The organism is Paracoccus yeei ATCC BAA-599, from assembly GCF_000622145.1.
GTDB lineage: Bacteria > Pseudomonadota > Alphaproteobacteria > Rhodobacterales > Rhodobacteraceae > Paracoccus > Paracoccus yeei.
The window spans coordinates 1-20,846 of record NZ_JHWH01000031.1 but is presented as its reverse complement, the minus strand read 5'-3'; the positions used below and the strand labels follow the sequence as shown (position 1 = coordinate 20,846).

The following is a 20,846-nucleotide window of genomic DNA, read 5'->3' as shown; positions in this document are numbered from 1 at the left end:
CATTGCCGCGCTCGCGATCCGGAACTCCTACAATTGCGGCGTTTTGGGCCATCATGCTGAGCGGATCGCAAGCGCTGGGCTGCTGTCGCTGTGCTTCACGAATGCACCGGCCTCGATTGCTCCGGTCGGGGGCGCAAAACCTATCATCGGAACCAACCCATTCGCTCTGGGCGTCCCGAATGGAGCGGGCGCGGCGGCGCTTGTTATCGACCAGAGCGCCAGCGTGGTCGCCAAATCCGAGATCGCCCGCCGTGCCGCCGCCGGCACACCAATCCCAGAAGGCTGGGCCGTGGATGCCGAGGGCAATCCGACCACCGATGCTGGCGCGGCACTCAAAGGCGCGATGATGCCCTCCGGAGGCTACAAGGGCTTTGGCATCGGGCTGATGGTCGAGCTGTTTGCCGCGGCCATGACGGGCGCCACGCTAGGGATCCACGCCTCGCCCTTTAGCGGCACGTCGGGTGGGCCGCCTCGCACCGGGCAGTTCTTTATTGCCTGCGATCCGTCGTTGACCTCCAATAGTTTCTTTGCGGACAGACTGGACGCCCTTCTGCAAGCCATCGACGCTGAGCGAAATGCCCGCCGGCCCGGCTCCCGCAGGCTGGAAAGCCGACGGATGTCCGTGCGGGAAGGCGTCGCGATCTCCCGAGCGCTGCTGGCTCGGATCGAGATACTGGCCCGATCTTGATCTGTTGTGAATGCACGCACGCTCGAAAAAGCGACCTACAAGCCTTTTCCTTGGGTAATCCTCCCCGTGGTTAATGGGACAGGCGCCGACTCCGGCAGGGTCTCCATCGGAAGCATGGTCGCGATGTCAGACGAAAGGCTTGCGAGGATGTGGAGGTTTTTGAGGGCAAGACGAACGGAATCCTTGCGAGCGCGCGGCAACTGATCCCCGAGGGCGGCGAACCAGTCACCGGTGAGGGCCTGGGGTTCGACCTTGGACTTGCGGGCCTCATCGGCCAAGACCCGCACCGGGATCACCATTTTGGGAGAGCGCCCGGTTCCCACCCCGACCTGAAGGTTGGCAAATTCCAAGAGTTGCGACCAGCCATCTTGGCGCTCGCGGCGCTCGCGACGCGCATCGGTTTCTCCGTGGAACCGGTGCAGCATGGCCATAATTTTGCCGGACCAGCGCAGCCAGGCCTCGTAGCTCTTGAAGTGCTCGGCGGGAAAGCGGTTCTGCTTCTGGCGAGGATCAAACAGAGAAACATCCGCCTCGACATCGCGAAGATTGTTGACGCCGAAGATTTCGGGAATGCGCGCGATCTGAGCCTTGTAATCGATGATGGTCGCGTGGGCGGCATAAGGGCGCCTGGTCTGGAGCCAGATCAGGACATCCTGCATATTGTCCGCATGTCCGGGCATTTCCGAATGCAACGGCGCGGATTTGATGGGAAAGCTGTGCTTCATTGTTCGTTATTTCCGGTTTTTACGGTTGATTTTGGAGGAATGACAAACACCTGTTCCGTTTCCACTACCGAAATTCCGTCGGTGTTTGTCATAAAGTTCGCTTATTTTGGGACTGTGCGCTAATTCTGCATGGCGCCCCCATATTTGGAATTACTTGCCCCTTTGAGGCGCAGGCCGAGCGGCCCGACAGGCCGATATTGGCGCTTCAACCAATCCTCCGGTGCCTCCCCACGAAGCCAGGCCTCGATATGAAGAGGAAGGTAACGCCGCGTGCGGTCGCCCAGGTCGCAATGGTCCGGGAGGTGCCATTTCAGGGAGCGGGTATTGCCCGCGCGGCGGATGGTGGCCGGATGAACGCCAACCATTTCGGCCACGGTATCGATGGAAAGGAGCGGCCTTTCCATTGCCTCGAGCCACGCCCTCGGCACCCGATCGACACCCCACATGCGCCGCCATACGTCGGCAAGGTCATAGCGACCACCAGGCAGCACCCGGCACCCGAGATAGCCAATTGCCGACCGCACCATCGGGGCACAAATGCCGAGGTGTCGTGCAATTGCAGCGGGCGTTACCGGGTGGCTAATGATATATATATGGCGGCATCGTTCTTCATGCCCCCATTTTACTAATTTCCGATTCGCACACCAAATGAAGATGCGTCCGCAAACGCTCAACAATGCTGATAACCTATCCGAAGTTACGGATAATTCCCTTTAGGTAATATTAAAGGTAAACAAGCTGAATGGCGATATCGGCTTCTACAACCCAGAGGAGCACCCAAGGCTAAATCTCTGCCTCGCGGAAATACGGATAATTCGCGCCGCATTTCATCTCTCAAAATGATATTGCCAGATCTGTTCGATGCGAATTCCAGTGGCTTCAGGCCGTGTCATCACCTGGTCGGCCAGCGGGCGCTTGCCGCTAACAGGGTATCCTGGTGGAGGGCCTCGAAGGCCTCGGGCTCCAGATTTTCCCGCTCAGCTCGGCCCAGGCCTTGGCGCGTTCCTGCTCCCAGAAAGCCCGAAACGCAGCGCGCGCATCATCACCCGGACCGAGCATCGGTATCTTCGTAAGCGGGAAGGAAACCCAGTGGGTTAATGGCGTGCCTGGACTGGGCTAGGGTGCTGGCGTTGATCTGATCGCCGGGGTTCCATGTCTACGCCTAGTTCTACGCCAATGCCTGCGACTGGTGGCTTGTAGCTGGTCGAGGCAATCGCTGTGCGACTGGACGGTGCGCCGTTCGGGGAGCGTCGCCGGTGGTCGGATGAGTTCAAGGCGCGAGCGGTCACCGCAGCTCTGGAACCTCGCGTAAACGTTTCCGCACTGGCCCGCCGCTTGGGGATTTCGCCGCCGTCGCTGTTCGGCTGGCGCGAGGGCTTCCCACCGCATCTGGAGCGGGTTGAGATGGTGATCGAGCCCGAGGAACTACCAGAGCACGTGGGCAAGCAGAAGGTGCTGATTGGCGAGGACGTGTCGAAACGGTTGGATGTGATCCCGGCGACATTCCGGGTGATCATTAGCCCGGCCCAATTACGCGTTCAAGGCTTGGGATGGCGTTATTTAGGCCTTGGCCCCGGCGCATATCATCGACAGCGACCTGCCGACCGAGGCGCTGCTGGCACATATTGCCGTCTCGAAATACGCCGACGGCCTTCCGCTCTATCGCCAGGAGGGGAACTATGCCCGCGACCTGGCGATCGGCCGCGCTGCCATCGGCATCCAGCGCGCGCAAGGAGATCGGGTCCAGCGTGACGACCTGCTGCAGATCCTCCTGTGCCAGCACGGGCTGACAGACAAACAGCGCCGCACCGGCGGCAATCACGATAAGGGGATGTCTGGTCTGGGCCATGCTACCTGCTCTGACCTGGGGGGTGACCTGACTGAGGTCCGGCCCTGGCTCTGCCAAAGCCCATAAGGGCAGCGGCATCATATTGCACCAGCGGTGCAGGCCCGCCCCTGCACTGCGTCATGGCGGGGGCCGGGGGCGAGCCGCGGGGCTTAGCGGGTGGCCGAAACCACCACTTCGATCAGGACATTCTTGCCCAGTTCGGCCACACCGATGGTGGCGCGGGTGGGCAGATGCTCGGCGGGCAGCCATTCCAGCCATGCCTCGTTCATGCCCTCTTTCTGGTCGAAATCGGTGATATAAAGCATGGCGGTCACCAGCTTGTCCTTGCTCGATCCGACCTGAGCCAGCAACGCGTCGATCTTTTGACAGATCTGCGCAGTCTGGCCTTTCATGTCCAAGCTGAGGTCATCGGCGATCAGCCCGCCGAAATGCAGGATGCCCCCGGCCTCGACCACACGGTGGTTGATCCGGGTTGGGATGTGGCGCGTAATCATAGTTCGTCCTTTCAGTTGGGAAAATGGCGATCACGCGGCAAAACGCGCGATCGAAAACGGCGCCAGAGGCGCGTTCGTGCCGCCCGTGGCGATCAGCCCGGCCAGAATGTCACCCACACCGGGACCCATCTGAAACCCATGGGCGGAAAAGCCAAAGGCGTGATACAGACCCGCATGCCGGGCCGAGGGCCCGATCACCGGGATTTCGTCGGGCATGCAGGCCTCGACCCCCGACCAGCTGCGAATGATATTGGCCCCGCGCATGACCGGGAACAGATCCGCCGCCGTCTGCGCCGTCAGCCGCAATTCGGGAAACAGGATTTCCGACAGGTTGCGCGCGGCATCCGCACGCCCGCGCCGCCCGCCGCCTATGACCACGGTGCCATTGGGCATCTGCTTGAACGATAGGGGCCGACCCGTCGCGCCCACCACCGCATCGCAGAAATGCGGCAGGCGGTTGGTCACGATCATCATCGGCGCGATGGCCTGCACCGGAGCCGGCTCGCCCAGCGACTGCGCCAGCACACCGCCCCAGGCCCCGGCCGCGTTCAGCAGCTTGGCCGCGCGAAACGCGCCCTGCGGCGTCTCGACCACCCAGTCGCCGCCCTCTTGCCGGATCGCGCCCGCAGCACAGCCCTCGTGAAAGCGCACCCCCAGCGCGGCCGCCTTGCGCTGAAACGCAAAGGTCGTCTGATAGGGCTGGGCAAACCCGTCCTGCAATGCCGCAAGCCCCCCCAGCGCGTGATCGGCCACGGCGGGCAACAGCGCGCGCAATTGCGCGCGGTCCAGCATCACCTCGTGGTCGAACCCCAGCGCGTTCAGATCTGCGGCGCGCGCCGCCAGCGCGTTCAGTTCGGCCTGCGTTTCCGCCACCTTGATCTGCGGCGCGATCTGAAAGCCACAATCATCGTCCAGAAGATCGTTGATGCCATACCAGATCTGCATGGAATGCTGGGAAATCGGCACCTCGGCGTAATGCCGGCCCAGGCGGCGCACACCGCCCGCATTCACCCCCGAGGCATGGCGTCCGACGCTGTCCTTTTCCAGCACGATCACCGACATCCCGCGCAGCGCCGCATGCAGCGCCGCCGAACAGCCATGGATGCCGCCGCCGATAACCAGCAGGTCGGCCGTGCGCCCCGAATGGGTTGCGGCGTGGGCGGCGGCGGTCATTCCGCCGCAACCTCTGGCGCAACTTCTGGCACCGCCTCTTGCGGGGCAAAGGCAGCCAGTTCGCTCAGGGCGATGGGCTTCAGCGGCGGGCGGATGCGATAGTAATCGGTGACCTGCGGATCCTCGCCCTTGCGCGCGGCGATGATGCCCGCGACGGCCAGCCCGCAGACCCGCCCCTGACAGGGGCCCATGCCGGTGCGCAGCATGGATTTTACCTGATTGGGCCCCGGCGCGCCCAGATCGACGGTCTGGCGGATGGTGCCCGCCCTCACCTCTTCGCAGCGACAGACGATGGTGGCATCCGCAGGCGCCAGGATCTGGGGCGCGGGGGCATAAAGCGTCTCCAGCAGCGGCCGGATCGCGGCGTCACGCGCCAGCCCGGCGCGCAGGCGGGCCATGCGCGCGCCATCGACCGGCTTTCCGGCGGCGCCCGCAATGGCCAGCGCGACCAGCCGCCCCTGCAGGGCTGCGGCCTTGGCCCCGCCGATGCCCGCGCCGTCACCGGCCACATAAAGCCCCGGCACCGAGGTCAGGCCGTTCTCGTCCAGAACCGGGCGAAAGCAATGCTGCGAACGGTCCCAGCGATGATCGGCGCGCATCAGCCGCGTCACCTGCTGGTTGGGAACCACCCCCTGATGCAGCGCGATGGTGGTGGTCTCGATCCGCTGCGCCCGGCCTGCGGTGGTGAAACTCAGCGCGCGCGCCGCGTCCCCGCCCTCGATGGCCAGATCGCTGGCATGGCGGTGAACGGGCACGCCCGCCCGGCGCACCTTGCGCATCAGGCCCAGCCCCTTGGTCAGATAGGACCGCGCCCGCAGCGCGCCCAGCATATGCGGCAATGCGGCACGCATCCGCCCGCGCGGCAGGTTCTCGACCACGGCGCGCGGCGGGCAACCGGCATCGACCATCTGCGCCGCCAGCAGCCACAACAGCGGCCCCGAGCCGACCAGAACCGCGTCCTCGGCCACCACGCCAGATGCTTTCAGCAGGATCTGCAAGGCGCCGACCGTGGTGACGCCGGGCAAGGTCCAGCCCGGCACCGGCATCGGGCGCTCCAACGCGCCGGTCGCGGCGATGATCGCCCCGGCCTGCAATTGATGCGACGCGCCCTGATGCGAATAGTCGATCATCCGGTCGGTGCCGATGTTCCAGACCAGCGCGCCGCTCAGATATTCCGCCCCCGAGGCGCGAAAGCTCTGCGCGATGCCGCGCCCCTCGGCGTAATCGGCGCCCAGAATCTGCATCCGGCGCGGCCCTGCGGTTTCAATGCCGCGATAGATCTGGCCGCCGGGCGCGGGCGCCTCGTCCAGAACGGTCACGCTCAGCCCGGCGCGCGCGGCCTCGGTCGCGGCGGCCATCCCGGCGGGGCCCGCGCCGATCACGGCAATGTCGACATGGCGGATCATGATGACACCCCGTTTTCTGCGATCAGCGCAATCAGCGCAATCTGCGCCGTGCTGCGCTGGCGGCGCACGTCCAGCCCCTCGGTCACCGGGGTCATGCAGGCCTGCCGGTTGGGCTGGCCGTCGATTTCGACCAGACAGTCGAAACAGGCGCCCATCATGCAATAGACCCCGCGCGGCTGGCCCGACACGGCGCTGTCGCGCAGATCGCGCAGCCCCGCCGCCATCAGGGCTGCGGCCACGCTGTCACCGGCCCGCGCCGTGACGGCCCGGCCCTCGAAGGTAAAGCCCAGGGTCGCGCCCTCGGATTCAATGCGCCGTGGCATGGGAAAATCTCCTTGCAGTAAAGGCCTCGACCGGGGCGTCCAGCCGCCCGCGCGCGATCATCGGCGCCAGCGACAGCACATGCGCCCCCGCCAGCGTCACGCCCGAATGGCAATTGACCGAAAAGGCGCCCGGCATGGTTTCGGATTGCTGATAGATGGGAAAACCGTCCAGGCTGAGCACCCGCACCGCGCCCCATGTGCGCACCACGCGCAGCTTGGCGATGGCCGGGAAACAGCGCACGGCATGGCGGGCAATATCGGCGATCACCCGCGTCGTGCTGTCGGTCGAATAGCCGGTATCCTCGTGGCTGTCGCCCATCATGATCGTGCCCTCGACGGTCTGGCGCAGCACATGCGTCGGCATGGGCAACAGCGGGCTGGCGCGTTCGGTCACCAGGATCTGGCCCTTTTCCGGGCGCAGCGGGATGTCCAGACCCAGCGCATCGCCCAGCCATGAATTGCCATGCCCGGCCGCCAGCACCACCTTGTCGCCGCGAAACACCCCCTTGGCGGTGCGGGCGAAAAAGCCCTGCCCGTCGCGCTCGACCTGCTCGACCTTGGCATCGGCCACATAGCGGCAGCCGCGCGCGGCGATGGCCGCATGCAACCCGCGCAGCAGCTTCAGGGGGCTTGCATGGCCGTCATGGGGCGACCAGCTGGCGCCCACCACATCCGGGCCCAGACCGGGCAGCATCGCGTCCAGTTGCTGGCGGTCGATGATCTCGGCGCCATAACCGGCCGGGCCATTGACGTTGTGCATCCGCGCGATCTGGGCGCGCTTTTGCTCCAGCTCGTCATGGGACAGCATGAAATGCACGCCCCCCGGCTTTTCATAATCGGGCGAGATGCCGCTGTCCTGTTCCAGAAGCCCGGCGAATTCGGTCCACAGATCGGCGGAATGACGGGTCCAGCGCGCATAATCATGCATGCCGTCGCCCTTGGACTGCACCCAGACCAGCCCGAAATTCCCCCGGCTGGCGCGCAGCGCGACATCGCCTTCGTCCAGCACGGTCACCCGCTCGCCGGCGCGCGCCAGCCCATAGGCCAGCGCGGCGCCGACCAATCCACCGCCCACGACCAATGTGTCGGCGGCGCGTTCATTGACAGTCATTTCTTACCTTCTCCGATCAGGAGTTTGTCGAGCCCGTAAAGGCGGTCCACGACCAGCATCAGGATCACCGTGAACAGGATCGCCACCGTCGAGACCGAGGCGACCAGCGGATCGGTCGTCTGCGCGATATGCGAGAACATCCGCACCGGCAGCGTCGTGGTCGAGGGGCTGGCGATAAAGACCGTCACCGTCAGCTCGTCAAAGCTGGTGATGAATGCCAGCACCCAGCCGCCGACGATCCCCGGCAGGATGGTGGGCAGGGTGATGCGGCGAAACACCGTCCAGTCCGATGCCCCCATGGCGATGGCGGCGCGTTCGGTGGACAGATCCAGCCCGACGACGGATGCCAGAACCAGCCGCAGAATAAAGGGCGTGATGATGACCACATGGCACAGCATCATGCCGGTAAAGGTGCCGTTCATCCCCGTCAGCGTCAGGAACCGCAGAAAGGCGATGCCCAGCACCACCGTGGGCACCATCAGGGGCGACATGAACAGCGCCAGCAGCGCCTCGCGGCCCCGGAAACTGCCGCGCCCGATGGCCAGCGCCGCCGGCACCGCAAACAGCGTGGCGACCGTGGCCGCGATCAGCGCCAGTTTCAGGCTGATCCAGGCCGCGACGATGAAATCGGGATTGTCCAGAATGGCGCGGAACCAGCGCAGCGAAATGCCGCTGGGCGGAAATTCCAGATAACCCGTCGGCGTGAACGACACCCCCACGACCACCAGAATCGGGGCCAGCATGAACAGCGCGAACAGGATGCAGAACGCCTTGGCGAAGGGACCGTTGTGTTTCATGCGTGGGCCTTTGCGACACGGGCCTCGACGAGGCGGCTCCAGCTCAGCATCACGGCCATGATGGCGACGACCAGAATCATGGCGATCGCGGCACCCAGCGGCCAGTTCAGCGTGTTCATGAATTCGTCATGCACGGCGGTCGCCGCGACCTTGACCCGCCGTCCGCCGATGATGGCGGGCGTGGCGAATGCCGATGCCGACAGCGCGAACACGATCAGCGACCCCGACAGCACGCCCGGCATCGCCTGCGGCACCACGATGCGGCGAAACACCGTGAACGGCCCCGCGCCCAGCGATTCCGCCGCGGCCTCGGCCGAGGGGTCGGCGCGTTGCAGCGCGGCCCAGACCGCCAGCACCATATAGGGCACCATCACATGCGCCAGCGCCAAAACGATGCCGCCAGAGGTATACATCAGCTTGATCGGCCGCTCGATCAGGCCGATATTCAACAGCGCGGTGTTCAGCACCCCCTTGCTGCCCAGAATGATCGCCCAGCCCAGCGTGCGCACCACCACCGAAATCAGCAATGGCCCCAGCACGACCAGCACCATGATCGAGCGCCAGAACGGCGTCATCCGGTTCAGAAACCATGCCAGCGGCACACCCAGCGCGGCACAGATCGCCGTGACGGCCAGCGCGATGCCGAATGTGCGGCCAAAGATTTCATAGAAATAGCTGTCGCCCAGCACATCGGCGTAATTGGCAAGGCTCAAGTCACTGCCGATGCCGCCATAGAAATCAAAGCTGTTAAAGCTCAGGATCAGCGTCATCAGCAAGGGCACCAGCAGCATCACCGCAAACAGGACCAGCATCGGTGCCGATAGCAGCCAGCGGCGGGTTTGCGGCGCCAGCACCCTGGACGCGGCGGCCTCAGGCCGGTCGGTCGACACCAGCGTCATGACACGGCCCCAGCTTTGGCCCCAATTCTGGCCCGAACGTCGCCCGCTGCCATATCGGTATCGGCAGGCAGGATACGCAGATGGTCGCGCGCCCATGACAGATGCACGGTCTCGCCCGGTGCCGCCTCTGTCGCGCCGATATTGCGGCGCAAGAGGACCAGCGGCCCCAGCGGCGTTTCGACCTTGAGCAGCCATTGATCGCCCAGAAACACCTGCTCGCTGACCGTGCCGCTGACAATGCCCTGCCCCGCGCCAACCAGATCGATCCGCTCGGGGCGCAGCGCGACCAGAACCGGGCCGGGGCTGGCCTCGGTGGCTGGCCCGGCCATGCGCTGCCCGCCCAGTTCCAGAACCGAGCCCTGGGCGTCCTGACCGATCAGATGCGCGTCCAGGCAATTGCTCTTGCCCAGAAAGCCCGAGACAAAGCGCGTGCTGGGGGTCTCATAGGCATCAAAGGGCGCCGCGACCTGTTGCAGCCGCCCGCGCTCCATCACCACGACCTGATCGCTCAGCGCCATCGCCTCGGACTGGTCATGCGTGACCAGCAGCGTGGTGACGCCCGCCTCGCGCTGGATGCGGCGCAGTTCCAGCTGCATTTCCTCGCGCAGCTTGGCGTCAAGGTTCGACAGCGGTTCGTCCAGCAACAGCAGTTCCGGCTCGATCACCAGCGCGCGGGCCAGCGCGACCCGCTGACGCTGCCCGCCCGACATGGCGCGCGGATAACGGTCGGCCAGATGCGACAGATGCACCAGCTCCAGCGCATTGGCCACGCGGCGCTTGCGCTCGGCGGCGTCGACCTTGCGCATCTCCAGACCAAAGGCCACGTTTTCGGCCACGGTCATATGCATGAACAGCGCATAGGTCTGAAACACGATGCCCAGGCCGCGATGCCGCGCGGGCACGGCGGCCAGATCGCGCCCGTTCAGCAGAATGCGACCCGCGGTCACATCCTCGAAGCCTGCGATCATCTGCAAGGTGGTGGTCTTGCCGCAGCCCGAAGGCCCCAGCAGGGAAACGAAACTGCCGCGCTCGACGCTGAAACTCAGCTGGTCGACGGCGGTGACCGTGCCAAACCGCTTGGTCAGGCCGATCAGCTCTAGAAATGCCATCTGCATTCTCCGTGCCTAGGGGATGCCGGGGTGGGATGCGGTGTCCGGGTCGGGGACCAAGGGCTGGGGGTTGGGGTCGGCGAACCGTCCCCAACCCGCATTGTCACGCCCGCCGGATCAGCGTTCGACCTCGCGCGCCCAGCGTTGGGTCCACGCGTCGCGGTTCTGGTTGATAGTGTTCCAGTCGACCGTCACCAGCGATTTGATCTTGTCGCCATAGGGCAGGCTTTCGGCCAGTTCGGGCGGCAATTCGGATTTGGTATTGACCGGACCAGCGCCCATGGCATCGGCGAATTTCACCTGCACCTCGGGGTCCAGCAGAAAGTCGATGAACTGCTGCGCCTCTTCGGGGACATCGCTGTCGACCACCGGACAGGCGGCCAGCAACAGCGCGACCGCGCCGTCCTCGGGATAGGCAAAGCCCGCGGCAAAGCCGGTATCGGCCAGAGATTTGGTGCGCCCCGATCCCCAGACGGAAATCGCGATCTCTTCGGACTGGAACAGTTCGGACATCTTGCCCGCCGAGGGTTCATAGACCAGCACATTCGGCCCGACCTCGTCCTTCATCGCGGTAAAGCCCGGCTCGATATCTGTCTCGCCACCGCCCGCGCCGCGTGCCAGCATCACCAGCGCGTGCAGGCCATAGGTGTTGGAAATCGACGGGATCGACAGGATCTGGTCGTATTTGGGGTCCTGCAGCTCGGCCCAGGATTTCGGCGGCTCCCAGCCTTCGCGCTCGAACCAGTCCTTGTTATAGGTGAAGCCGGTCGCGACAAAGCCGATGCCGATGGCGTTCTCGCCCATGCGGGCCAGATCATAGACATCCGCCTTGACCGGCGAATCGACCAGCGGCGCGCAGAATCCCAGCGCGTCGGTCTGATACATCGGGCCATCGTCGAGCAGCACAACATCCAGTTCCTGCGCGCCCTTCTGGGCCTGCAGACGTGCTAGATTCTCGGTCGAATTGCCCGAGACAAAGGCGATCTTCACATCGTGGGTCTTTTCGAATTCCGGGATCAGCAATTCCTTCATCAGCGTCTCGAAGGAACCGCCATAGCCGCCGATGGTCAGGGTCTTTTGCTGTGCGGCGGCGGGGCTGGCGATGGCCAGCGCGCACAGCATGGCGGTGGTGGTCAGCGCGCTGATCTTTAGGGCAGTGCGGGCGTCACGAATGTGTTTCATCTGGCTTTCCCTGTTTTGGTTGTTTCTTGTCCTTAGGATTTGGCCTTTTCAAATCCGTTACAATTGAATTTAGTTCAGAGACTCATTCCATTTGGTTATGGTGATTGCATGGCACGCCCCAATATCCGGCAGATCGAGGCGTTCAATGCCGTGATGAAGGGCGGTTCGGTGACCAAGGCCGCCGAAATGCTCTTTGTTAGCCAGCCCGCCATCAGCAAGCTAGTGCAGCAATTCGAATCGTCTTGCGGCTTTGCCCTGTTCACCCGCGGTCAGGGCCGGCTTTTGCCAACGCCCGAGGCGCGGAGGCTGTTTTCGGAAACCGAGAAATTCATGACCGGGGTCGAGCGCATCGAAAACACCGCCCGCGCCATCCGCGACAGCGACCGCGGGGAAGTGTCGATGACTGCCTTTCCGGCACTGGGAATGCGGGTGCTGCCGCAATTGGTCGGGCCCTTCCTCGACAGCCGCCCCGATGTCGAGATCACCATCATGTCCCAGAACTCGCCGGATATTGCGCAGGCGATGGCGGCGCGGGCGGCGGATTTCGGCATCTCGCTGATCCCGACGCAATCGCCGGGCATCGTCTGCCACCCGTTCATGGACATGAACATGCTCTGCGCCCTGCCCGCCAATCACCGTCTGGCAGGCGCCGATCTGATCGACCTTGCCGATCTGAATGGCGAGCGGATGATTTCTCTGGGGCGCGACGACCAGTCCCAGCGCGTGATCATCGAGGCGCTTGGCCATGCCGGGGCTCGCGTCGATCCCCGCGCCAAGGTGCAGATGGCCGACAGCGCCTGCGTTCTGGTCAGTCAGGGCTTCGGTTTTGCCATCGTGCCAGCACTCGCGCGCATGGGCTGGATGGGCGAGGGCATCCGCTTTTTGCCGATCACGCCCATGCCGCACATGACAATGTGGCTCTATACCTCGGCATGGGAGCCGACGTCGGCCATCGCACAGGTGCTGATCGACCATCTGCGCCGGGGTCTGCTGGCCGAGCCCGGCGCATTCACCCTGCCCGGAAATCGCCGCGCGGGGGCCTAAAGCAGCCGCGCCAGCACCGCCACCCAGACCGACAGCACCGCGCCCATGATCAGCGCATAGGGGCCGTTCCAGACCAGCCCGACCCGGGCAGCGACACCTGCGCATAGCTGCCGACCAGCAGCACCAAGGCGGTAAAGGGCCATGCCGCCGCACTGATCGCCCAGCCCCCGGTGATCGCCGCAACCAGCGCCGCGGGCCCGATGCCCATCTGTTGGGGCAAGCCCCCCAGACTGCCGATAAAGGCCGCCGTGAACCACAAGACGATCTGCCCGACATAGCCCGGCAGGTCTCGGCGCACGAATTCCGACACCCGGCCCGCGACATGCATGCCAGGCCGCGCCGGTCGTCGCGCGGCCCTGCGTCCAGATCCGGCCGATGGCGATGGCCGGGATCAGCGACATCAGCGCGCCGGTCACCTCGAGCGCAGGCGATTCAGCTCTTCCCTAACAGTTCAGATGACCAACCCGAAGGCGGCATTGACATGGGTCGCAATCATGTCACTCGGCCTTGCACACACTGCGCCAGCCTCAACCGCATTCGTTATCGTAGTCGGAACCACGATCCTCTCGGTTGTCGGGCACATCGCCTATGCCGTTGCCTTTTCTACCAAGCGCGTCGTCAGGGCCTATGATCGCAGTCGCAGATGGATCGACGCGGGATTAGGGGTGTTCTTCACCTTTGCGGGGATCAAGTTGCTTGCAGGCCAAACCTGATCAGACGCGAGAATCATAGAATCCGCGGCGATTGACATCACCCGGTAGCGAATGTCCGATGCGTCCGGCATTCTCGTCAGCACGACCGGCGCCGGCATGACAAGGGCATCATCAGCGTTCAGAGTCCTTTGCAGACGGCCGAGCTGATACTAGGCTGAAGGCCACATCGGAGGATCTACGAAGAATGCGACAAGCGATAATCCGGTCGGCCACCGTTCAGGATGTGGGGAACATCGAGAAGATCGTCGATGAGGCCTATTCGCACTATATCCAAAGAATTGGCTGCAAACCTGCCCCCATGACCGAGGACTATACCGCGCTTGTCGCGTCAGGGACCGTATGGGTGCTTGCGGTGGGCGATAACCTTGCCGGCCTCATCGTCCTGAGAACCAAGCCAGATCATCTGCTGGTCAGCAACGTGGCCGTGGGGAAGGCATACCAAGGCCAAGGCCACGGCAGAAAGCTTCTCGATTACGCTGACGCGTTCGCCCGGCAAGAAGGGAGGAGCGAACTTCGCCTCTACACCAACGAGTTGATGCACGAGAATCTAAAGATCTATCCCCGATTGGGCTGGGAGGAATACAAGCGTGCCGAGGAAGAGGGTTTCCGTCGCGTTTTCATGAGAAAAGTTCTTCCTCGAGAGGCGGCTTAGTCCCGCATCGTTGCCATCCTACGCCCAAGCAGCATCGACGCACAGAGCCCAATGACCAGCGTGGGCGTCTTCGACCTGCAAGATATGCCCCCTTGGCGCGCGGGAAGCATGATCGCCTGGAGCTTCGCGTCGCCCTCCCACCCTGCCGGCCTCCCGCTATGGCCACCTTCTCCTGCCCACTGCTGCCAGGCGCATGGGCCAAGGTCTGTTGGCGGCCCCGCCCGGCCAAGGACGAGCCATGCGTCGAGCGCGGCTTGGCGGCATGGAAGATCACCCGCCGACGGATGCAAACCAATCGGCGTAGGCTGTGTTCCTGGCCATCTTGCGGTTCAGGTCCGGCGCGCCGTCTGTCCACCAGACCGGGCCGCGCTCGCCCAGGGCCTGTTTGGCGTCCTCGGCGTCCCGGTCGGCCGCCGCCCGGGCCGCCTTCACTGCGCGGCGGGCATCCATCAGCGCTTCCGTCAGCCGCTGCCGCTCAGGCTCGGGAAGGCTCGGGTTCGTCGCCCGCCAGAGCCGCCCGCGCACGACGATATAGCGCCCATCCGGGGTGACGAGCGGCATCAGTCCAGCTCGATCAGCTGATCGTCGTCGAGCGGTCGCTGCAGATGACGGGCCTCAGGCCAGTCCGCGCTCAGCCAGGTGTCGATGTCGGTCGCGGAGGTCAGAATCACCGGCATGGCCTTGGGATGGATCCGTCCGACCACGGCGTTGGGCTCGCAGGTCAGAAAGGCGAAGAGCTGGTGGTCCCCGGTCCGGGGCGTCCTCGCCGAGCCCCGCGTGCCCTGCCACGGTGTCCAGATCCCGGCAAGGAAGAACAGCGGTCGCGTCGGGTCCAGCGCAAACCAGTGCAGCGGCTTGCGCTTTGTCACCGGATCGGGCCTGGCCCCATATTCCGAGAAGGCCGTGGCGGGCACCACGCAGCGATGGGCGGTTCCAAGCCAGCGCCGCCAATGCGGGCTGGCGGTGTTGCGGATGTTCGTCACGCCGGTGTCCGGCGCATCCGGCGCCTTCAGGAACTGCGGCGGCGTGGGCATCCCCCAGGTCAGGCGCGCCAGATCGCGACCGCTGCCGGTATTGCGCACCACCGGCGCCGAACGATCGGGATAGACATCCAGCGACGGCTCGAGGTTGCCGAGGCTGTCGGACATGGCCCCGACAACATCGCGGATCGCCTGCTGGTTCGTGGTCAGGTTATACAGGTTGCAGATGGGGCGACCTCCTCCTTCACAGGAATTTTCGCACCATGCTGGCACAGCCAGGCAAGGATCACAAAGGCCATGCGACGGATTGACATGCGGGGTTTATGGAACGAATGGTGAACATATAACCCAGAGTCCCATTCAGACAGGAGCCCGACACTGCCATGTCAGCGCCCCGATCCGATCCGGCTCTCGTGGCGCTGCGGCAGCGGATCGCAGCGATCGAGGGCGACCACGGCCCGCCGCAGGCGGCGCTGCCGTTCGGCCTGGCCGAACTTGACCGACGCTTGCCCAAGGGCGGGCTGGCGCTTGGCTGTCTGCACGAAGTTGCGGGCGGCGGAAACGGCGCCGTCGATGGCGCGGCGGCGGCCTGTTTTGCCGCCGGGATCGCGGCGCGCCTGCCCGGGCAGGTGCTCTGGTGCGTGACGCAGGCCGACCTCTTCGCACCGGGGCTGGAACAGGCCGGCCTGCCGCCCGGTCGCGTGATCCATGTCGAGGCGGGCGACGACACCGCCGTTCTCGCCTGCATGGAGGAAGGGCTGCGCCATGGCAGCCTGGCCGCCGTGGTGGCGGATGTGGCGCGGCTGTCGATGACCGCCTCGCGCCGCCTGCATCTGGCCGCCAAGACCTCGGGCACCACCGGCATCGCCCTGCGCCGCTGGCGCAGGCAGCTTGATGCCAGCGACTTCGGCCAGCCGACGGCGGCGATGACGCGCTGGCGGGTGTCTGTGCTGCCATCCTCGCCGCTGCCGGCGCCGGGGGTGGGCCGGGCGCGCTGGCTGGTGGAACTCTTGCGCGCGCGGGCGGGGGATTCCTTCGATCTGGAACTGGAGGCATGCGATGGCACGGGTCATCTCGGTCTTCCTGCCGCTGTGGCCGGTGGATCGGCTGCGGCGGCAGGACGGCACGCCTTCGGATAGGCCGCCGGACAGGCCACTGGTCCTCGCGGGGCGCGTCGGCAATCGCCGCGTGCTCACGGCCGTGGATGCCGCAGCGGCGGGCCTGGGCCTCAAACCGGGCATGCCGGTCAGCAAGGCGCAGGCCCTGGTGCCCGATCTCAGGATCGAACCCGCGGACGTGGCGGCGGATCTGGCGAGCCTCGAGCGCCTGGCGTTCTGGATCCTGCAACGCATCGCGCCCATCGTCGCGGTCGATCCGCCGGACGGGATCGTCATCGACGCGACCGGCGCCGCGCATCTGCATGGCGGCGAGGAGGCGCTGCTCGCGGCGCTGACCGGTCGGCTCGCGCTGTCGGGGGTGACGGCGCGGGCGGCGGTGGCCGACACATGGGGCGCCGCGCATGCCTTGGCGCGGTTCGGCGGCGCGCTGGCGGACATGCCGCCCGAGGCGCTGCGCCTGCCCGCGGCCACCGTGGCCGGGCTGCGCGACATGGGCTTTGGCCGCATCGGCGATCTCATGGCCCAGCCCCGCGCGCCGCTGACCCGCCGCTTTGGCCCTGGACTGTGCCGCCGCATCGACCAGATGTTCGGCGATGCCCCCGAGCCCATCGACGCCCTGCGCCCCGAGGGCCTGATCGAGGCCCGCCGCGCCTTTGCCGAACCCATCGCCGCGCCCGAGACCATCGCCCGCTACATCGCCAAGCTGGTCGCCGCGCTCTGCGACGCGCTGGAGGCGCGGGGCATGGGCGCCCGGCGCCTGGACCTGATCTGCCACCGCGTCGACCGCGAGTTGCAAACCGTGCGCGTGGGCCTGGCCGTGCCGCAGCGCGATCCCGCCCGCCTGACCCGGCTTCTGTGCGACAAGATCCCCGGCATCGCCCCCGGCTTCGGGATCGAGATCATGACCCTGGCCGCGACCGTCACCGAGCCCCTGGGCGCACGCCAGATCAGCACGCTGGCGCCCGAGGCGCCGGACCTCGCCGGCCTGATCGACATCCTGGCGAACCGCGTCGGGTTCCACGCCATCTACCGCATCGCCCCGGTCGAAAGCGACGTGCCCGAACGATCCGCCCGCCGCATCCCCGCGCTGGCCGAGGACAGCGGCGCGGGCTGGCCCGACCACTGGCCGCGCCCGTCGCGTCTGCTGCCGCGCCCCGATCCCATCGAGGCGATGGCGCTGCTGCCCGACCAGCCGCCGGTCTGGATCGCCTGGCGCGGGGTGCGCCGCCGCATCGCCCGTGCCGACGGCCCCGAGCGCATCTTTGGCGAATGGTGGACGCGCGAGGCCGAGCGCATCGCCGTGCGCGACTATTTCCGCGTCGAGGACGAGGCCGGCGAACGCCTGTGGATCTTTCGCGCCGGCGACGGCGAGGACGCCGCCACCGGCTCGCATCGCTGGTTCCTGCACGGGGTCTTCGGATGAGATATGCCGAGCTTCAGGTCACCTCGGACTTCTCCTTCCTGCGGGGTGCCTCCTCGGCCGAGCACCTCTTCGCCACGGCGGCGGCCCTGGGCATCGAGGCGCTTGGCGTGGCGGACCGCAATTCGGTCGCGGGCCTCGTGCGCGCCTGGGAGGCGGCCAAGGCCACCGGCGTCCGGCTGGTCGCGGGCTGCCGTCTGGATCTGACCTGCGGCATGTCGGTGCTGGTCTATCCGACCGACAAGCCGGCCTGGTCGCGGCTCTGCCGCTTGCTGACGCTCGGCAAGTCTCGTGCCGGCAAGGCGGCGTGTCATCTGCACTGGTCGGATCTGGCCGAGCATGCCGAGGGGCTGATCGCCATCCTCGTCCCCGACCGGGCCGACGACGCCTGCGCCCTGCGCCTGCGTCGCCTGCGCGAGCTGTTCGGCGACCGCGCCTACCTCGCCCTGACGCTGCGCCGCCGTCCGAACGACCAGCTGCGCCTGCACGAGCTTGCAAACCTTGCCGCCCGGGCCGGCGTGCCGACCGTCGTCACCAATGACGTCCTCTTCCACGAGCCCTCGCGCCGCATCCTTCAGGACGTGGTGACGGCGATCCGCCACAATTGCACCGTCGAGGCGCTTGGCCATCGCCGCGAGCGTCACGCCGACCGCTATCTGAAGCCGCCGCAGGAAATGGCGCGCCTCTTCGCCCGCTATCCCGAGGCCCTGGCCCGCAGCATCGAGATCATGGACCGCTGCCGCTTCGACCTCGCGGACCTGCGCTATCAATATCCCGAGGAACGCGAGGATCCCGCCCTGACCGCGCAGGAGACGCTGGCCCGCCTGACCTGGGCGGGCGCCGCGGCGCGCTATCCCGAAGGCATCCCGCCCGAGGTGACACAGGCGCTGAACCATGAGCTGACCCTGATCGGCCGGCTGGACTATGCGCCCTATTTCCTGACCGTGCACAGCATCGTCCGTTACGCCCGGTCGCAGAACATCCTGTGCCAGGGGCGCGGATCGGCGGCGAACTCGGCGGTCTGCTATGTCCTTGGCATCACCGCCATCGACCCCAGCCGCAACGACCTGCTGTTCGAGCGCTTCGTCAGCGAGGAGCGCCGCGAACCGCCCGACATCGACGTGGATTTCGAACACGAGCGCCGCGAGGAGGTGATTCAGTGGATCTACCGCACCTATGGCCGCGACCGGGCCGCGCTGACCGCGACCGTCATCCGCTACCGCGCCAAGGGCGCGCTGCGCGATGTCGGCAAGGCCATGGCCCTGCCCGAGGACCTGATCACGGCGCTCTCGTCGCTGATCTGGGCCTGGTCCGACGAGGGCGTCACCGACGCGCAACTGGCCGAGCTGAACCTGAACCCCGCCGACCGCCGCCTGCGCCTGACTGTCGATCTCGCCCGGCAGCTGATGGGCGCGCCGCGCCACCTGTCCCAGCATCCCGGCGGCTTCGTGCTGACCCATGACCGGCTGGATGATCTGGTGCCGATCGAACCCGCCGCGATGGAGGATCGCCAGATCATCGAATGGGACAAGGACGACATCGACGCGCTTAAGTTCATGAAGGTCGACATCCTGGCCCTCGGCATGCTGACCTGCATGGCCAAGGGCCTGGCGCTGGTGGCACGGCACAAGGGCGCGCAGCATGACCTCGCCACCATCCCCGCCGAGGATCCGCGCACCTATGCGATGATCCGCAGGGCCGATACGCTCGGCGCCTTCCAGATCGAGAGCCGGGCGCAGATGGCGATGCTGCCGCGCCTCAAGCCCCGCACCTATTACGATCTGGTCATTCAGGTCGCGATCGTGCGCCCGGGTCCGATCCAGGGCGACATGGTGCATCCCTACCTGCGCCGCCGCGCCGGCCTCGAGCCGGTCGAATACCCCAGGCCCGAGCTGGAAAGGGTGCTGGGCAAGACGCTGGGCGTGCCGCTGTTCCAGGAGCAGGCAATGCGCGTCGCCATCGAATGCGCGGGCTTCACCCCGGGCGAGGCCGACATGCTCAGGAAGTCGATGGCCACGTTCAAGTTCACCGGCGGCGTCAGCGCCTTTCGCGACAAGCTGATCGCGGGCATGGAGGCGCGCGGCTACCCACGCGACTTCGCCGAGCGGACCTTCAGGCAGCTTGAGGGCTTCGGCTCATACGGCTTTCCCGAAAGCCACGCGGCCAGCTTTGCGCTGGTCGCCTATGCCTCCGCCTGGCTCAAGTGCTGGCACCCCGATGCCTTCTGCGCGGCGCTGCTGAACAGCCAGCCGATGGGCTTTTATGCCCCCGCCCAGATCGTGCGCGATGCCCAGGACCACGGGGTCGAGGTGCGGCCGGTCTGCGTCAATGCCTCGGATTGGGACTGCACGCTGGAACCGATGGACAGCCGCTTCGCGATCCGGCTGGGCCTGCGCATGGTCAAGGGACTGGCCGAGGCCCATGCCCGACAGATCGCCCGTGCCGCCCCCTTCGCTTCGGTCGAGGACCTCTGGCGCCGCGCCCGTGTGCCCTTGGCTGCCCTGACCCGCATCGCCGAGGCCGACGGGTTCCACGCCTTCGGCCTGTCGCGGCGCCAGGCCGTCTGGGCCATCAAGGGCCTGCCCGACACCGACCTGCCGCTCTTCGCCGCGCTCGAGGGCAACGAGCCCGCCGCCGCCCTGCGCCCGATGACCGCCGGCCGCGAGGTGGTCGAGGATTACAGCCGCACCGGCCTGTCCCTGCGTCGGCATCCGGTGGCCTTCCTGCGGGGGGATCTGGCGCGGCGCCGCATCCTGACCTGCACTGACGCCATGGCCTTGCCCAATCGCCACTGGGCCGCAGTCGCGGGCCTGGTGCTGGTGCGCCAGCGCCCCGGCTCGGCCAAGGGCACCATGTTCATCACGCTCGAAGACGAAACCGGCATCGCCAATCTCGTAGTCTGGCCCAAGGTCTTCGAGGCCAACCGCCGCATCATCCTCGCCGCCAGCATGATCGCCGCGCACGGGATGATCCAGCGCGAGGGCGAGGTGGTGCATTTTGTCGTCCACCGCCTCACAGATCTCTCGGACGCCCTCGCCAGCGTCGGAAGCCGGGGCGCCTTCCCCCTGCCGCACGGCCGTGGCGACGAATTCCACAACGCCTGCCCTACCCCCGACCCCCGGCACCCGAAGCCCCGCGACATGTTCATCCGCGACCTGCACCT

21 protein-coding genes and 2 pseudogenes are annotated in these 20,846 nt (G+C 66.2%); 9 read left to right on the top strand and 14 right to left on the bottom strand.

Annotation, left to right across the window (positions count from 1 at the left end; all coding sequences use genetic code 11):
• Positions 1–688: Ldh family oxidoreductase (locus BU28_RS0115930; RefSeq protein ID WP_028720346.1), on the top strand; the 688-nt coding region annotated here is incomplete at its 5' end.
• Between the two features lie 35 nt (positions 689–723).
• Here BU28_RS0115930 and BU28_RS0115925 read toward each other — a convergent pair.
• Together BU28_RS0115925 and BU28_RS25595 are read right to left on the bottom strand one after the other, a co-directional pair.
• A complete protein-coding gene (locus BU28_RS0115925; RefSeq protein ID WP_036763135.1) occupies positions 724–1,413 on the bottom strand; it encodes a hypothetical protein in 690 nt (229 codons plus the stop codon).
• Positions 1,414–1,532: 119 nt separating this feature from the next.
• Complete coding sequence (locus tag BU28_RS25595; protein ID WP_143809808.1) at positions 1,533–1,859, bottom strand: hypothetical protein; 327 nt, start codon at positions 1,857–1,859, stop codon at positions 1,533–1,535.
• Between the two features lie 772 nt (positions 1,860–2,631).
• Here BU28_RS25595 and BU28_RS26820 point away from each other — a divergent pair.
• Together BU28_RS26820 and BU28_RS24865 are read left to right on the top strand one after the other, a co-directional pair.
• Positions 2,632–2,727: pseudogene (locus tag BU28_RS26820) on the top strand (hypothetical protein); the annotation flags it as partial.
• Positions 2,728–2,781: 54 nt separating this feature from the next.
• Positions 2,782–3,103, top strand: a pseudogene (locus BU28_RS24865) (IS66 family transposase); the annotation flags it as partial.
• Between the two features lie 308 nt (positions 3,104–3,411).
• On the opposite strand, the gene BU28_RS0115915 reads toward BU28_RS24865, so the two are convergent.
• The 9 genes from BU28_RS0115915 to BU28_RS0115875 form a co-directional block, all read right to left on the bottom strand.
• The gene (locus BU28_RS0115915; RefSeq protein ID WP_028720343.1) at positions 3,412–3,756 is read right to left on the bottom strand and encodes a RidA family protein; all 345 of its coding nucleotides are present in this window, start codon (positions 3,754–3,756) and stop codon (positions 3,412–3,414) included.
• 30 nt (positions 3,757–3,786) lie between these two features.
• Entirely contained in the window at positions 3,787–4,929 is a 1,143-nt protein-coding gene (locus BU28_RS0115910; RefSeq protein WP_028720342.1) for an NAD(P)/FAD-dependent oxidoreductase, read from the bottom strand.
• Positions 4,926–6,335 (bottom strand): FAD/NAD(P)-dependent oxidoreductase, encoded by a 1,410-nt coding sequence (locus tag BU28_RS0115905; RefSeq protein WP_028720341.1) that lies wholly within the window; start codon positions 6,333–6,335, stop codon positions 4,926–4,928. Before BU28_RS0115905 ends, BU28_RS0115910 begins: the two co-directional genes overlap by 4 nt.
• Positions 6,332–6,658, bottom strand: a complete 327-nt coding sequence (locus BU28_RS0115900; protein WP_028720340.1) for a (2Fe-2S)-binding protein — start codon at positions 6,656–6,658, stop codon at positions 6,332–6,334. Before BU28_RS0115900 ends, BU28_RS0115905 begins: the two co-directional genes overlap by 4 nt.
• Positions 6,642–7,769 carry an NAD(P)/FAD-dependent oxidoreductase gene (locus BU28_RS0115895; protein WP_028720339.1) on the bottom strand — a complete coding sequence of 376 codons (1,128 nt, stop codon included), beginning with the start codon at positions 7,767–7,769 and terminating at the stop codon, positions 6,642–6,644. Before BU28_RS0115895 ends, BU28_RS0115900 begins: the two co-directional genes overlap by 17 nt.
• The gene (locus BU28_RS0115890; protein ID WP_028720338.1) at positions 7,766–8,566 is read right to left on the bottom strand and encodes an ABC transporter permease; all 801 of its coding nucleotides are present in this window, start codon (positions 8,564–8,566) and stop codon (positions 7,766–7,768) included. Before BU28_RS0115890 ends, BU28_RS0115895 begins: the two co-directional genes overlap by 4 nt.
• Entirely contained in the window at positions 8,563–9,465 is a 903-nt protein-coding gene (locus BU28_RS0115885; RefSeq protein WP_051578260.1) for an ABC transporter permease, read from the bottom strand. The genes BU28_RS0115890 and BU28_RS0115885 overlap by 4 nt, the downstream gene beginning before the upstream one ends.
• On the bottom strand, positions 9,462–10,574 hold the full coding sequence (locus BU28_RS0115880) for an ABC transporter ATP-binding protein (protein WP_028720336.1): 1,113 nt from the start codon (positions 10,572–10,574) through the stop codon (positions 9,462–9,464). The genes BU28_RS0115885 and BU28_RS0115880 overlap by 4 nt, the downstream gene beginning before the upstream one ends.
• A 117-nt stretch (positions 10,575–10,691) precedes the next feature.
• Positions 10,692–11,756, bottom strand: coding sequence for an ABC transporter substrate-binding protein (locus BU28_RS0115875; protein WP_051578259.1), 1,065 nt, complete (start codon positions 11,754–11,756; stop codon positions 10,692–10,694).
• Positions 11,757–11,864: 108 nt separating this feature from the next.
• Between BU28_RS0115875 and BU28_RS23360 the strand changes: the two genes are divergently transcribed.
• Entirely contained in the window at positions 11,865–12,800 is a 936-nt protein-coding gene (locus BU28_RS23360; RefSeq protein ID WP_051578258.1) for a LysR substrate-binding domain-containing protein, read from the top strand.
• Between the two features lie 49 nt (positions 12,801–12,849).
• Here BU28_RS23360 and BU28_RS0115865 read toward each other — a convergent pair whose 3' ends face one another.
• Complete coding sequence (locus BU28_RS0115865) at positions 12,850–13,128, bottom strand: hypothetical protein (protein ID WP_028720334.1); 279 nt, start codon at positions 13,126–13,128, stop codon at positions 12,850–12,852.
• Between the two features lie 127 nt (positions 13,129–13,255).
• Between BU28_RS0115865 and BU28_RS24860 the strand changes: the two genes are divergently transcribed.
• Both BU28_RS24860 and BU28_RS0115855 read left to right on the top strand, forming a co-directional pair.
• Positions 13,256–13,513: a LysE family transporter gene (locus BU28_RS24860; RefSeq protein WP_233145079.1), complete on the top strand. Its 258-nt coding sequence runs from the start codon at positions 13,256–13,258 to the stop codon at positions 13,511–13,513.
• Between the two features lie 184 nt (positions 13,514–13,697).
• A complete protein-coding gene (locus tag BU28_RS0115855; protein WP_036763132.1) occupies positions 13,698–14,165 on the top strand; it encodes a GNAT family N-acetyltransferase in 468 nt (155 codons plus the stop codon).
• 270 nt (positions 14,166–14,435) lie between these two features.
• Here the strand turns inward: BU28_RS0115855 and BU28_RS0115850 are convergent, their stop codons facing one another.
• The gene (locus BU28_RS0115850; protein WP_028718919.1) at positions 14,436–14,726 is read right to left on the bottom strand and encodes a hypothetical protein; all 291 of its coding nucleotides are present in this window, start codon (positions 14,724–14,726) and stop codon (positions 14,436–14,438) included.
• Positions 14,726–15,418, bottom strand: a complete 693-nt coding sequence (locus BU28_RS0115845; protein ID WP_269845846.1) for an SOS response-associated peptidase — start codon at positions 15,416–15,418, stop codon at positions 14,726–14,728. The genes BU28_RS0115850 and BU28_RS0115845 overlap by 1 nt, the downstream gene beginning before the upstream one ends.
• Positions 15,419–15,528: 110 nt before the next feature.
• Here BU28_RS0115845 and BU28_RS0115840 point away from each other — a divergent pair, with 110 nt between their 5' ends.
• The 3 genes from BU28_RS0115840 to BU28_RS0115830 all read left to right on the top strand — a co-directional run.
• Complete coding sequence (locus BU28_RS0115840; RefSeq protein ID WP_028718921.1) at positions 15,529–16,284, top strand: ImuA family protein; 756 nt, start codon at positions 15,529–15,531, stop codon at positions 16,282–16,284.
• Entirely contained in the window at positions 16,205–17,686 is a 1,482-nt protein-coding gene (locus BU28_RS0115835) for a Y-family DNA polymerase (RefSeq protein WP_028718922.1), read from the top strand. The genes BU28_RS0115840 and BU28_RS0115835 overlap by 80 nt, the downstream gene beginning before the upstream one ends.
• The coding region (locus BU28_RS0115830) for an error-prone DNA polymerase (RefSeq protein ID WP_028720332.1) at positions 17,683–20,846 on the top strand (3,164 nt) is incomplete at its 3' end. The genes BU28_RS0115835 and BU28_RS0115830, both read left to right, overlap by 4 nt.

What these genes read in the sequence shown, in the direction of transcription:
- BU28_RS0115925 (WP_036763135.1), bottom strand. Translation starts at nt 1,413, where the DNA reads ATGAAGCACAGCTTTCCCATCAAATCCGCGCCGTTGCATTCGGAAATG.
- BU28_RS25595 (WP_143809808.1), bottom strand. Translation starts at nt 1,859, where the DNA reads ATGTGGGGTGTCGATCGGGTGCCGAGGGCGTGGCTCGAGGCAATGGAA.
- BU28_RS0115915 (WP_028720343.1), bottom strand. Translation starts at nt 3,756, where the DNA reads ATGATTACGCGCCACATCCCAACCCGGATCAACCACCGTGTGGTCGAG.
- BU28_RS0115910 (WP_028720342.1), bottom strand. Translation starts at nt 4,929, where the DNA reads ATGACCGCCGCCGCCCACGCCGCAACCCATTCGGGGCGCACGGCCGAC.
- BU28_RS0115905 (WP_028720341.1), bottom strand. Translation starts at nt 6,335, where the DNA reads ATGATCCGCCATGTCGACATTGCCGTGATCGGCGCGGGCCCCGCCGGG.
- BU28_RS0115900 (WP_028720340.1), bottom strand. Translation starts at nt 6,658, where the DNA reads ATGCCACGGCGCATTGAATCCGAGGGCGCGACCCTGGGCTTTACCTTC.
- BU28_RS0115895 (WP_028720339.1), bottom strand. Translation starts at nt 7,769, where the DNA reads ATGACTGTCAATGAACGCGCCGCCGACACATTGGTCGTGGGCGGTGGA.
- BU28_RS0115890 (WP_028720338.1), bottom strand. Translation starts at nt 8,566, where the DNA reads ATGAAACACAACGGTCCCTTCGCCAAGGCGTTCTGCATCCTGTTCGCG.
- BU28_RS0115885 (WP_051578260.1), bottom strand. Translation starts at nt 9,465, where the DNA reads ATGACGCTGGTGTCGACCGACCGGCCTGAGGCCGCCGCGTCCAGGGTG.
- BU28_RS0115880 (WP_028720336.1), bottom strand. Translation starts at nt 10,574, where the DNA reads ATGGCATTTCTAGAGCTGATCGGCCTGACCAAGCGGTTTGGCACGGTC.
- BU28_RS0115875 (WP_051578259.1), bottom strand. Translation starts at nt 11,756, where the DNA reads ATGAAACACATTCGTGACGCCCGCACTGCCCTAAAGATCAGCGCGCTG.
- BU28_RS23360 (WP_051578258.1), top strand. Translation starts at nt 11,865, where the DNA reads ATGGCACGCCCCAATATCCGGCAGATCGAGGCGTTCAATGCCGTGATG.
- BU28_RS0115865 (WP_028720334.1), bottom strand. Translation starts at nt 13,128, where the DNA reads ATGCATGTCGCGGGCCGGGTGTCGGAATTCGTGCGCCGAGACCTGCCG.
- BU28_RS24860 (WP_233145079.1), top strand. Translation starts at nt 13,256, where the DNA reads ATGACCAACCCGAAGGCGGCATTGACATGGGTCGCAATCATGTCACTC.
- BU28_RS0115855 (WP_036763132.1), top strand. Translation starts at nt 13,698, where the DNA reads ATGCGACAAGCGATAATCCGGTCGGCCACCGTTCAGGATGTGGGGAAC.
- BU28_RS0115850 (WP_028718919.1), bottom strand. Translation starts at nt 14,726, where the DNA reads ATGCCGCTCGTCACCCCGGATGGGCGCTATATCGTCGTGCGCGGGCGG.
- BU28_RS0115840 (WP_028718921.1), top strand. Translation starts at nt 15,529, where the DNA reads ATGTCAGCGCCCCGATCCGATCCGGCTCTCGTGGCGCTGCGGCAGCGG.
- BU28_RS0115835 (WP_028718922.1), top strand. Translation starts at nt 16,205, where the DNA reads ATGGCACGGGTCATCTCGGTCTTCCTGCCGCTGTGGCCGGTGGATCGG.